At 43.3% G+C, this 12,630-nt stretch carries 8 protein-coding genes and 2 pseudogenes; 7 read left to right on the plus strand and 3 right to left on the minus strand.

The annotated features are described in order from the left end of the window. Window positions 1–195, minus strand: a 195-nt coding sequence (locus VB711_RS11495) for a hypothetical protein (RefSeq protein ID WP_323286146.1), incomplete at its 3' end; no start/stop codon positions are given. Window positions 196–543: 348 nt separating this feature from the next. Here VB711_RS11495 and VB711_RS11500 point away from each other — a divergent pair. From VB711_RS11500 to VB711_RS11510, 3 genes and pseudogenes are all read left to right on the plus strand, one after another. Beyond that, window positions 544–2,118 (plus strand): annotated as a pseudogene (locus VB711_RS11500) (group II intron reverse transcriptase/maturase). Window positions 2,119–2,972: 854 nt separating this feature from the next. Then, complete coding sequence (locus VB711_RS11505) at window positions 2,973–4,241, plus strand: glycosyltransferase family 1 protein (protein ID WP_323286147.1); 1,269 nt, start codon at window positions 2,973–2,975, stop codon at window positions 4,239–4,241. Between the two features lie 101 nt (window positions 4,242–4,342). Next, complete coding sequence (locus VB711_RS11510; RefSeq protein WP_323286148.1) at window positions 4,343–4,615, plus strand: hypothetical protein; 273 nt, start codon at window positions 4,343–4,345, stop codon at window positions 4,613–4,615. A 133-nt stretch (window positions 4,616–4,748) separates the two neighbouring features. Here VB711_RS11510 and VB711_RS11515 read toward each other — a convergent pair whose 3' ends face one another. Continuing rightward, a complete protein-coding gene (locus VB711_RS11515; RefSeq protein ID WP_323286149.1) occupies window positions 4,749–7,943 on the minus strand; it encodes an efflux RND transporter permease subunit in 3,195 nt (1,064 codons plus the stop codon). Between the two features lie 100 nt (window positions 7,944–8,043). Then, window positions 8,044–9,366 (minus strand): efflux RND transporter periplasmic adaptor subunit, encoded by a 1,323-nt coding sequence (locus tag VB711_RS11520; protein WP_323286150.1) that lies wholly within the window; start codon window positions 9,364–9,366, stop codon window positions 8,044–8,046. Window positions 9,367–9,459: 93 nt separating this feature from the next. Between VB711_RS11520 and VB711_RS11525 the strand changes: the two genes are divergently transcribed. From VB711_RS11525 to VB711_RS11540, 4 genes and pseudogenes are all read left to right on the plus strand, one after another. Then, window positions 9,460–10,050: a PadR family transcriptional regulator gene (locus VB711_RS11525; protein WP_323286151.1), complete on the plus strand. Its 591-nt coding sequence runs from the start codon at window positions 9,460–9,462 to the stop codon at window positions 10,048–10,050. Next, window positions 10,044–10,457 (plus strand): annotated as a pseudogene (locus tag VB711_RS11530) (Rid family detoxifying hydrolase); the annotation flags it as partial. The gene VB711_RS11525 and the pseudogene VB711_RS11530, both read left to right, overlap by 7 nt. A gap of 167 nt (window positions 10,458–10,624) precedes the next feature. Next, window positions 10,625–11,062 (plus strand): hypothetical protein, encoded by a 438-nt coding sequence (locus VB711_RS11535; RefSeq protein WP_323286152.1) that lies wholly within the window; start codon window positions 10,625–10,627, stop codon window positions 11,060–11,062. A gap of 182 nt (window positions 11,063–11,244) precedes the next feature. Then, the gene (locus VB711_RS11540; RefSeq protein WP_323286153.1) at window positions 11,245–12,531 is read left to right on the plus strand and encodes a glycosyltransferase; all 1,287 of its coding nucleotides are present in this window, start codon (window positions 11,245–11,247) and stop codon (window positions 12,529–12,531) included. Window positions 12,532–12,630: the final 99 nt, after the last annotated feature.

A 12,630-nucleotide genomic window follows, 5' to 3' on the forward strand; every position in this document is an offset into this window, starting at 1 on the left:
GAGTATAGCTGAATCACGGTAATCAATCCGTACATAAGCTAACCAACCTAATCCAATCATGGAAGAAGGTTGAACTCTCGGTCTGATATGGGTGAAAGTCCCATCTACCAGGCTCAGGTATGACTCCCTATCTGCCCATGATGACCCGACTCGGTTTCGGGAGGTCAAAGCTGGGAACAGGGCGCAATCAGACATCTGTTGTGAGATGACACTTGGCGCTAACGGGGAGTTCCCACGGTGAAATATAGCCTAGAAAAGCAACCTATTAGCAAGCAGGACACAACACCAAAAACCTGAATTCATTGGAGCTAATTCCCGCCGCATCCTTCAACTTATAGCGGCTAGAGTCCAGGGAATCCAATGGTTGAAGTGGCTACACCTAACGGAACTATCAATCAATCGAGGGAACGAATAAAAACGGATTGAGGGTCTAAGGGCGGTCGAACCCTAAGTAGGCTGGACGAGCAGCGGAACTCCTTCAATTCGGGTAGGACAGACCGTAATTGGTCTGAGGTGTTCAGAATACACAGATTGGAGCAGAGCATGATTAGACACAGAGACAACTCTAGTGAATCCTGGAAGACGTTACCTTGGAAGAAATTCCGCCGTAACTTATTCCGCCTACAAAAACGCGTGTATAAAGCGGTTCAAGTTGGCGACAAGCGGAAAGCGCAGTCCTTACAAAAGCTGATTCTGAAATCCACCGCAGCGAGATTACTGGCTATCCGTCAAGTATCACAGCTAAATACTGGGAAAAAGACAGCGGGAATAGACGGTCAAACCGCGCTCTCATTCGAGCAAAGGTTTCAACTGAGTGAAAAGCTTAGAACCGAAGTTAATAACTGGAAACACCAGGGATTACGCGAAATACCCATCCCCAAAAAGGATGGTAAAACCCGGATTCTCAAAGTCCCCACTATTGCAGATAGGGCTTATCAATGCCTTGTCAAATACGCATTAGAACCAGCACACGAGGCAACCTTCCACGCCAGGAGCTACGGGTTTAGGACGGGACGCTCGGCGCATGACGCGCAGAGACAACTGTTCAACAACTTAAACTCCAAAGCCAATGGAATAGATAAACGAGTTATAGAACTCGATATCGAAAAATGCTTTGACAGGATAAACCACACTGCCATTATGGATAAACTCATTGCTCCTAAAAGCATAAGATAAGGAATTTTCCGATGTCTCAAAGCCGGAGTTAACCCAGAGTTTCCTGAACAAGGAACTCCTCAAGGTGGGGTGGTGAGTCCACTATTAGCTAACATCGCCTTAAATGGGATTGAAAGTATTCATAGATACCACGAGGATTCTAATAAACGAATCACTAACAAAACCCCAAAGGAAAGGATTATTGAGCCAACAATCCGTTATGCGGATGACATGGTGATAATACTTCGACCTCAAGACGATGCCACAGAAATACTGGACAAAATCAGTCAGTTCTTAGCAGAGCGGGGGATGAAAGTCAGTGAGAAAAAGACAAAGCTAACCGCCACGACAGATGGTTTTGATTTCCTCGGCTGGAACTTCAAAGTCCAGAAAAACGGAAAGTTTAGATGCGTTCCTTCAGTGGACAATTACAAAGCTTTTCGTAAGAAAGTAAAAGCCATCGTCAACAACTCGAATTATGGTGCTACCACAAAGGCTGAGAAATTAGCCCCCGTAGTTAGAGGTTGGAGGAATTACCACCGCTTCTGCAAGATGGATGGGTCAAGGTTCTCCTTATGGCGCATCAACCACAGAACATTCAAGGTATTCAATAAGGAAACTAAGCAAAATCGGGATACCTGTACAAAATTGATAGGTAAAGCGTTCCCAAAAGTTCCCTACTCCGAAAACAAATATATCAATGTCAAAGGTGAGAAATCACCCTACGACGGAGATTTGAATTATTGGAGCGAGCGTAACAGCAAGCTCTATAATAACGAGACCTCTAAAGCCCTCAAACGGCAAAACCATAAATGTGGACATTGTGGATTAAAAATGCTCAGTGACGAGAAGGTACATCTGCATCATGTTGATGCAAATCATAACAATTGCAAACCTAAAAACCTTCTAGCTGTTCATGAAAGCTGCCACGATTACATACACATGAGCAAAAGCCAAAGCTAAGAACATCGGGAGCCGTGTACACGGAAACGGGTACGCACGGATCTAACTGAGAGGGGCGGGAAATAATATTCCCCCTCGACTCAAACCAACTAGCGATCGCCATTCGCTTGGGTAACATTGCTCAAACATTAGAATTTGTTGAATGCTTAATTAACTGTAACGAACCAGAGGGAGTATCCCACTTGGCAACCTGGTAAATATGATCTGATGTCAAGACCCCATAGAAGTCTTAAATTTCAAGCCTTTAGCCACCAAGTATAATTACTCAATGTCCAAACTGGGATGCTCCCGAGGCAGAAGGCAGGGATTAAAAGTATATGTAATTTTTCTAAAAACTGTATCTTACCTAACAAAAAGTCTTAGAAAATAAGAATAGTATAAGTTAATACCTTTTTTAAGGTAGCTACCCCAGGAAAAAAGTTGAATAATTAAGGTATTGCCTTTGACAATGTATGACCGTAAATTGACGCTTAATTGGCATTGCTATTTTGATAGGTTTAAATAGTTAAAACCAACAAATCAAAATACCTAAAATCTACTTTAATGTGCTGAGTTATTGGCACAGCAAAAGTCTATTATGGATTAATTTTTAATATCTATAATAGATAGAATTTCCCTGTTTGTATCAAATTTATAGAACTACATCTATCACAAGTATTAGAGACTTATATATAAAAAAAACAAATATAAATATTCAATTAAACAACCAACTGAGTTAGTAAATATCTGAGAATATTTGACATAATTAAATTAAGATAAAATTAATCAAACTACTTAAATGACTTATAGTAAGCGTGATGGGTGCAAGCTTGTAAACGCTTAGTATTTTGTGACAATCTACAACACACAAATTTATGAACTCTACCACAGACAAACGTATTGCCTTGATTTCAGTCCATGGTGATCCGGCTATTGAAATCGGAAAAGAGGAAGCCGGAGGACAAAATGTATATGTTCTCCAAGTGGGTGAAGCTCTGAGTCGGTTAGGGTGGAAAGTTGATATGTTTAGCCGCAAAGTCAGCCCAGACCAAGAAGAAATAGTTCAACATAACCCCAATTGTCGCACAATTCGTTTAACGGCTGGTCCTGTGGAGTTTGTTCCCAGAGATAACGGTTTTAAATACTTGCCAGAATTTGTAGAACAGTTATTAAAATTCCAAAAAGAAAATGGCATTAAATATGAGTTGGTTCACACGAATTACTGGCTTTCTAGCTGGGTAGGGATGCAGCTAAAGCAAATCCAAGGAAGCAAACAGGTTCACACATACCATTCATTAGGAGTAGTTAAATATAATACAGTTGAAAACATTCCTGTGGTTGCCACTAAACGCCTAGCTGTAGAAAAAGAAGTTTTGGAAACAGCCGAAAGAATCGTGGCCACCAGTCCGCAAGAACAGGATCATATGCGATCGCTCGTTTCCCCTCAAGGTTACATTGATGTGATTCCTTGCGGTACAGATATCCGCCGATTTGGTTCAGTCGATAGAACAGCGGCCAGAGAGGCTTTAGGAATTGACCCAGAAGCCAAAGTAATCTTGTATGTAGGACGATTTGACCCACGTAAGGGAATAGAAACCTTAGTGCGTGCTGTGCGCGAGTCTAAATTTTATGGTTCAGAAAACCTAAAATTAATTATTGGTGGTGGAAGTACCCCAGGAAATAGCGATGGAAGAGAGCGCGATCGCATTGAGGGAATAATCAACGAATTGGGGATGGGTGAATTTACCTCCCTTCCAGGTCTTCTCAGCCAAACAATATTACCAACATATTACGCCGCTACCGATGTTTGTGTTGTTCCCAGTCATTACGAACCCTTTGGATTAGTAGCAATTGAAGCGATGTCCAGTGGAACCCCAGTTATAGCCAGTGATGTCGGTGGACTCCAGTTTACCGTTGTTCCTGAACAAACCGGATTATTAGCACCACCCCAGGATGTAGCAGCCTTTAGCAAAGCGATCGACCGCATTCTTAGTGATCCAGAATGGGCAAGAAAATTAGGTGAAGCTGGTCAAAGACGTGTGATTAATAAATTTAGCTGGGATGGAGTAGCTAGTCAGTTAGATCAACTATATACCCAACTATTGATGCAACCAGTCAAAGAACCTGCATTGCTGACTAAATAAGGTTTTCAACCCCGTTCTTTAGATCGGGGCTTTGAATCTCCTAATTTGATCTTGTATGATGAAAACGCATTTAATTTTGGTGAATTAGAGCAGGTAAAGCGATGGAAGTCAAAGAACTAAAAAAATTCCCTAAGCCCAGAAAGCCAGAAACCGAAACCACAAATTTTCAACACGTCAAGATATTAGATTGTGATGAGCCTGTTAGTAGAATAATTTGTGAGTGTTGGCATTGTAAACAAGGTTTATTGTGTGAGGTGGATGTCACAGCTTCAGAGTATTTAGAAGTTGAATGTCCTAATTGTGGGAAAACCGCAGTTAGGCTGATGGCGAAAGAAGTTATTTCCAAAACAGCTATCCCTTCACCGTGGCAATAAGTAGGGGTAGGAGGCAGGGGGCAGGAGGCAGGGGGCAGGGGGCAGGAGGCAGGGGGCAGGGGGAGGGAAGAGTTAGAAGAAGAGAAATTATTGGGATCTCAAAAATCGGATAATTTATTTTTTGTAGTTCCCTTCAAACCTCTACGACTTCTGTTTTGCCCTTGCTTGGCATCACCGACGGCGATCGCCATAATAAATAGGAACAGGGGATAAAGTAAAGGGCGAGAATAGTTGCACCACCCACACCACCTGCAATCACCACTGCCAAAGGAGGCCAAAATCCACCACCGGCGAGAATCAGGGGGATAAAACCTGCCATGGTAGTGAAGGTGGTTGTGAGGACATGGCGCGTAGTGTGGATGATGGTTTCCACCATTGCTTTTCTATCGCCTGTCTGAGCTAGGGTATCACTTTTTAAAGCAGTGAGAACAGTAATCGAATCATTCACCGCCACCCCAATCAGTCCTACAGTGCCGATGATGGGATTAAAGCCAAAGGGATAGCCGAACAGCCACACCGATAATCCCCCCAACCCGATGGAAAGAATGGCCACGATGCCAATCAAACCCGCAAGGATGAAGGAGTTCATCGAAAGTACAAGAGTTACCACCAGGGCAATCCCTAGCACGATACTGTAACCAAGTAGTCCACCAGTGGCGCTGTTACGTTCTTCTTCTTCACCACCAAATTCCAGGCTATAGCCTTGGGGCAGGGAAAAAGAGTTTTGTAACCGTTGACGAAAATCAGCGAGGGCGTTGGCAGGTAAAGTTCCGGCGGTGAGATAGCCCTGGACAGTGCTGACTCGGCGACCGTTTTTGCGAGTGATGGCAGCATTTTTGGGGATTAAACTGAGTTTACCAATGGTTTCTAAGGGAATGTAGCCCTGGCGATTACTCGGTAGCAGATTCAGCGATTGTAATTGGCTCAAATCAGCGCGATCGCTATTACTAAGGCGGACTCGGATAGGAACTTCTTCCGTATCTTCTAAAATTGTGCCACCGTTGACCCCTTCAGTGATGATTTGCAATTGTTGAGCAATTTCTCGATGACTTAGACCCTGCGATCGCGCTTCTGGTTCATCAATATCGAGGGAGAGTTGGGGAAGCACATCGTTGATGCGACTGCGGACGTGAGTAATGGTGGGAACTGTCGTCAAAACTGTTCGGATTTGTTCACTTAATTCTTGGAGGCGATCGACATCAGAACCGTAAATTCGTAACTCAATTGGGGCTTCAAAAGGTGGACCCTGTTCAAACTGACGCACCAAAGCACGGGCATTAGGAAAGGTGCTGTTAAATTCCGTTTGCAGTTGGCGAATTAAGGAATCAGCAGCAATACCATTGGTCTGGACGATCGCCCCAGCAAAACTGCTTTCGTTCTCCCGATTAGTCAGTTGGTTGTAATAGACTTTAGGGGCGCTCTTGCCCAAAAACCAATACACTTGTTGAACTTGAGGATAGCGGCGTAAGGTAGCTTCTAGCTGTTGTGTAAATTGTTGAATTTGCCCTAGAGAACTGGTAGGAGGCAATTCTAACTCTACCGTAAACTGTTCGCGATCGGCACGGGGAAAGAATTGTAAACTTAAAGTAGTCATGAGACTAAACCCGATCACAGGCAAAATCAGCGTCAAGGCGATCGCCCGTTTGGGATACCTCAAAGACCAGTGCAAAGAACCGCGATACCACGCGCTCAGTGCAGAGTTAGAAAATCCGGCTTGCCACCATTCCCGTTTGCCAATAGCATGATAGATTATGCCTTTCTGGGTGAACCAGCGACTACGATTCCACTCATAACCCCTGCCCTCTGCCTCCTGCCCTCTGCCCCCTGCCTCCTGATGATGCCATTGATAAATTTTGGCCGTAATTGCGGGGGTAATCGTTAAGGCCACCAGGAGGGAAGCCAGCACTGCCAAAATCACATTCAAACCAATCGTCCCGACAAATTCACCAGTTGCACCTGGAAGTAGGGCAATGGGGGCAAAGGAGAAGACAGTGGTGAGAGTTCCGCCAAATAAAGGAGCGCGGAGATACTGCACAGTTTGTTCAATGGCAGTTTCTAAAGACATTCCCGTTTTGAGGCGGATATTCATCTCATCAACGAGAATAATCGCATTATCAATCAGAATACCCAGGGCGACAATTAGCCCCGTCACCGACATTTGATGTAAGGGAATGCCCAACAAGCCCATGACGATCAGAGCGATCGCTACTGAAAGCGGCAACGCCATCTGTACGGCCAAGGCCTGTTGCCAACCCATCATGAAAATGCAAATGACAAAGAGGATGAAAGTACCAGACAGCAAACTACTGATCAGATTATTCAATCGGGCAGTCACATAACGACTCTGATCAAAGACAATTTCTAACTGTATCCCCTTTGGTAAATCAGCCCGGAAGGTATCAATAACTTTGTGTGCTTCCACTGCCCAACGATCCAGACGATATTGTGGCTGCACATAAGCACCAACAGCGATCGCTGCCTTACCTGAAGTAAATGCTAATTCTGTGGGCGGTGTAGCAATTCCTTTTTCAATGGTAGCGATGTCTGCTAAAAGCCGAAATTCCCGGTTAGATTCACAGTTAGAACAGCGCACCGGTATTTGCTGCAAACGGTTTAGGGTATCCAATTCTCCTTGGACTTGATAGAGTAGGGTATTGTCACCACGAAACTGACCAGCGGAAGTTTTAGCATCACTTTGTTGAATTTGTCCTGCCAATTCTGAGGCCGTAATTCCTAAACTAGCAAGAGTCTGTGTATTAACATTCACCGTGATTTCTTCTTGGGGTGCGCCAAAAATTTCCACTTCATCTGTACCAGAGAGCGATCGCCAGGCATTTTTTAACAACTCTGCCCGTCGCCGCAAAATGGCGTAGTTCGGTGGATCAGACTGTTGCCAAGTCAGTGCAGTCACCAGGGCATAACCACGGACTTGTCCTTCATCTAATTCTGGTTCACTGGCTTCCCTGGGCAATTCCCCTTGCACATCCCGCAATTTATCCCGCACCCGTGACCACACCAAGGGTACACGATTTTTACTCACACTATCAAGTAATTCTACAGCAATGGTGGAAACCCCGGCTCGCGATGTGGACTCATAGGTTTTCACTTCAGGAATTTCGGCAATTTTACCTTCAATCGGATCAGTCACGAGGGATTCAGTGCGTTCCGTAGTTCCCCCTGGCAAAAAGGTAGTAACTAGGGCAAAGCGAGAAGTGAGTTCAGGGTCTTCCAGTCGGGGTAAAGATTGAAAAGTGACAATTCCCCAAACCACAATCAGAAAAATCGTCAACAATAGTAAGCGTAAGTTGCGAAAAAATAGCCGTGCCATATATCAGTCAATAAAGATCAGGAACTTCCAAATAAAAAACGCAAAAAACCTCTCAAACTCTCATAACTCTGTGTCCTCTGTGCCTCTGTGGTTCGTTTCTTTAAATTTTCACAATTTGCCCAGCAACCAAACGGTGAGTGCCACTGTTGACAACCTTTTCCCCAGGGACAATTGTTCCACGCACCAAGACCCGATCGCCTTGGGTATACAAAACTTCCACATCCCGTCGTTCAACGCGATCGGTTCCTCCCTCTGAAGCAATCGCAAAACAAGACCATAATCCCCTCTCTCCCTTAATCAATGCCGATGCTGGCAACCAAAATCCTTGGGTAGATACCATTTGCTTCACTTGTAGACGGGCGATTTCTCCCGATGCTGGCATAGTTTGATTGGTAGAAATCAATTGCAAAACCACCGTCCGAGTCCGGGTTTGGGGGTTGATCTCCGGTTTATGTGCCAGAACTTGGGCTGGATAAAAGCGTTCGCTTCGCAGCGCTTCGCTATCGCCGATCTGTACCTGTTGGCGGCTTCCCACATTCAATGTCTGTATGACTTGGGGCGGTACACCGATTTCTATTTCCGGGGCTAGACTTTCCACTAGGCGCGCAATTGGCTGTCCCGCTTGCACCACAGTACCTTCATCTAAATTTCGCTCCCCAATTACACCCCGAAAGGGCGCGTAGAGGATGCTTTTCTGAATATTGATTTCCACCTCGCCCATACTGGCTTGAATTTGTGCCACCGTAGCGGCTTGGGCAGCGATTTGTTCTTGACGTGTTCCGTTTTGCAATGCTGCTAATTCACTCTGACTAGCCGCTAGGCGGTCCGCCAGGGCATCCCGATTAAAGGCTACTTCATCCAACTGTTCACGGGAAATCGCTCCTTCTTCGTACAGAGAACGGCGGCGATCGCGACGAATAGTTTCCAGCCGCAACCGATTTTCTAAATCTCCTACCTGGGAACGTGCAGCCGCAATGGTTTCTTGCCGTGGTCCATTCTCCAATTCCCTTAATTCTGCCACTGCACGCAATTTTTGTGCTGCTAATTGTGCTAATTGGGCTTTGAGATTTTGTGTATCTAACCGGGCAATTACCGCACCTTTTTCCACGGTTTGCCCGCGATTAAATTTGATTTCAATAACTTTACCCCCCCTTTCAAAGCCCAAATCACTGCGGCGAGTGGCCACTACTTCCCCTGTATAAAAGCGCGTTACTTGGTATGATTGTACAGGCTTGAGTTCGATCACTTGTACTGCCAATGGGGGAGAAACCGCAACTTCCTGTTCAGCAGACAACCGTTGATAGATGCCCAAGGCGATCGCTATCACCACCCCGGCAATCAACAGATTCCTCACTCCTATCTTTCTCGGATGTTTTAAAGCCAAGGCGACTTCATCCTCTATCTTCCGAATTTGGGCTTCCATAATGTTAGCTACTCATTTTCGTGCTACGTTGACAAGAAGCGTTGCAATATACAACCAATTGTTATGAAATTAGTTGTATAAACTATACGGTATATGCAACTTGTTGTTTATGTCAACAAAAAAATTATGAGCCTAGCCCATGCGATCGCCACCATCTTGCTTCAGTCTCCTCAAACAGGCTACGATCTGAGTAAAGAATTTAATGAAAAAGTAAGTTGCTATTGGCAAGCCACCTCCCAGCAGATATATCGAGAACTGGCAAGAATGCAGGAGAAAGAATGGGTAAAAGTGGAAATATTGGCACAATCGGTTCGTCCCGACAAAAAAATCTATTCCCTCACCGATGTAGGTAGGCAAGAACTGATTTCTTGGATTGCCGAACCCTCCCAAGCAACGGCCATCCGTGAGGATTTACTGGTGAAAGTACGCAGTGGATTTATAGTCTCTGAAGACATCCTGATCAGTGAAATTGAACGTCGTAAGCAATTCCATCAGCAGAAACTGGAGTATTATCGTTCTAGCGAAGTAGAATTTGGCGATCTAGATCAACTATCTCGTCCACAACGACACATCTATCTAACTTTAAGGTGCGGTATTCGCTACGAAACCATGTGGATTGAATGGTGCGACGAAGCGATCGCCTCTTTGTTAATCCAAAAAAAGGTCAACAACAAACAAAATTAAAAAAGGTGATATCTATGACTCGTAAAATTATCCGTACTGATAAAGCACCTACACCTGTCGGACCCTATAACCAGGCTGTTGTCGCTGCTGGGCAAATGTTATTTGTGGCTGGACAAATTGCCATTGATCCCCGTTTAGGCAATGTTCTTTACACAGAAGATGTAACCAAGCAAACGGAACAGGTAATGGCTAATATTGGAGCCATTTTGACAGCAGCCGGGGCAAATTTTGAAGATGTCGTTAAAACCAGTGTTTTTCTAGCTAACATGAATGATTTCGCCGCCATGAATGCAGTTTATGCTAAATTCTTCCCAGAAGATACAGCCCCGGCTCGTGCTTGCGTTGAGGTGTCCCGTTTACCAAAAGATGTGTTAGTAGAAATTGAATGTATTGCCGTAATTGAATAATAAGTAGTCGGACAAAATTAAAAATAAGAAAGTGGTTAGGGGTTTAGCAATGCTAAACCCTGACAATCATTGACTTTAAACGAGCGATGGCGATCGCTATCTTTCCTACAATTCTCGTGATTTAATGGATAATGTAGAAATGAATTCAACCAAGGCAAGTTTACGATATGGCTAATCACCAGCCAATGGACACGAATACCCGACTCGACCGATTAGAGGATGAATTTGAAACCGTTAAGCAGCTTTTGATATCATCTGCTTCTTATACTGAAGCTGCTCATAAACGCATTGATAGATTAGCTGATAGGCAAGATATTACACAAAGGCAGCTTGATGGACTATCCGTAACGGTTCAAGTTATGGGGGAGAAGGTTGACCGTTTAGCTGACAAAGTTGATGGTTTAACCGACAAGGTTGATGGTTTAACCGACAAAGTTGACCGTTTAACCGACAAAGTTGATGATTTTGTAGATAATATTACAATCCGCAACACTGTGGTTAATGATGTGGTTCTGGAATTGCGGGATAGTCAACTATCAACTAATGCTGCTGTAGAACGACTAGAAAAAATTTTAGAACAACTACTTAGACAAAATAGAAATTAACGTGCAACACTGTTAAGTTGAGAAAATTGTAATTTCGATCCTAAATCACTATAAAAAAGAAGCAAAACTAAACATAAGTTACGGAAATTACAATAAGCACTTTTAAACGGAAATACCTATACTTTAAATCTATATGACACTTTTCTGGTATATATCATTGTAATTAACCAGAAAATACGATTATGACTCATTATGGCTTAATGTGTCCTGCATCTACCGGACATTGGAATACAATCCTACCATTGGGAAAAGAATTACAACAGCGTGGACATCGTGTTACCTTAATTGGTATTCTTGATGCTCAACCCAAAGCACAAGCAGCAGGTTTGGAATTTCGAGTTATTGGTGAATCTGAATTTCCATTGGGTTCAACGAAAGCATCTTTTGATAAATTAGGAGAATTAAGCGGACAAGAAGCACTGAAATATACCATCTCTATTTTTACAGATAATACTAATATTTCTCTCAGAGATGCCCCAACAGTTATCAAAGACGCAGGTATAGAAGCACTATTAATAGATCAAACTATGTCACAAGGAGGGACTATTGCAGATGTTTCCAGTCTTCCCTTCATTACTATTTGCAGTGCTGTTGTCTTAAATCGAGAACCCAGTGTTCCCCCTTTCATGACAAATTGGTCCTATAGTTCAGCTTGGTGGGCAAAATTGCGTAACAAATTAGGTTATAAATTATTAAACCGGGCTACTCAACCTATGACAGAATTAATAGACAACTATCGCCGAGAAAGAAATTTACCCGCATACTCTAACATAAATCAACGTTATTCTCAATTAGCTCAAATTAGTCAACAACCTGCGGAATTAGAATTTCCTCGGCAAAATTTACCTGATTGGTTTCATTTTACAGGACCATATCATAGTGCAGTTGGTCGGGAAGTTGCTGATTTTCCTTTTGATAAATTAACAGGACAACCTTTAATTTATGCTTCAATGGGAACTTTACAAAATCGGTTATTGCCAGTTTTCCAAAAAATTGCCACAGCTTGCCAAGATTTAGATGCACAATTGGTAATCTCTTTGGGTGGTTCGGCTGATCCTGAAGTTCTCCAAGGAATAGCAGGAAATCCTTTAGTAGTTCGTTATGCACCACAATTACAGTTATTAGAAAAAGCAGATTTAACTATTACTCATGCAGGATTAAATACCACATTGGAATGCTTAACAAATGGTGTACCAATGGTAGCCATTCCTATTGCTAATGATCAACCAGGGGTAGCTTCCCGAATAGTTTGGTCAGGATGTGGGGAAGCTGTACCTGTAAAAAAAGTCAATGTTGATAATTTACGGACTGCTATTAAAAAAGTTTTGACTGAAGATAGTTATAAAAAGAATGCTTTGCGGTTACAGGAAGCAATTAAGAAAGCAGGGGGAACAAAGAGAGCAATTGATATTGTTGAACAGGCTGTATCGACTGGTAAACCTGTTTTAAATCAAGTTGCTAGTTATTAATTTTCAGATATTTTGTAGTCTGTAGGGTGCGTCAGACAGAATAATTTAGACTAAAATCACTAATTTTAAGATCCTGACGCAATACCTGTCGGTTAAGCT

The organism is Cronbergia sp. UHCC 0137 (assembly GCF_034932285.1).
Lineage (GTDB): Bacteria > Cyanobacteriota > Cyanobacteriia > Cyanobacteriales > Nostocaceae > Cronbergia.

Coding starts and splice junctions, on each gene's coding strand:
- VB711_RS11505 (WP_323286147.1), top strand. CDS start 2,973: ATGAACTCTACCACAGACAAACGTATTGCCTTGATTTCAGTCCATGGT.
- VB711_RS11510 (WP_323286148.1), top strand. CDS start 4,343: ATGGAAGTCAAAGAACTAAAAAAATTCCCTAAGCCCAGAAAGCCAGAA.
- VB711_RS11515 (WP_323286149.1), bottom strand. CDS start 7,943: ATGGCACGGCTATTTTTTCGCAACTTACGCTTACTATTGTTGACGATT.
- VB711_RS11520 (WP_323286150.1), bottom strand. CDS start 9,366: ATGGAAGCCCAAATTCGGAAGATAGAGGATGAAGTCGCCTTGGCTTTA.
- VB711_RS11525 (WP_323286151.1), top strand. CDS start 9,460: ATGCAACTTGTTGTTTATGTCAACAAAAAAATTATGAGCCTAGCCCAT.
- VB711_RS11535 (WP_323286152.1), top strand. CDS start 10,625: ATGGCTAATCACCAGCCAATGGACACGAATACCCGACTCGACCGATTA.
- VB711_RS11540 (WP_323286153.1), top strand. CDS start 11,245: ATGACTCATTATGGCTTAATGTGTCCTGCATCTACCGGACATTGGAAT.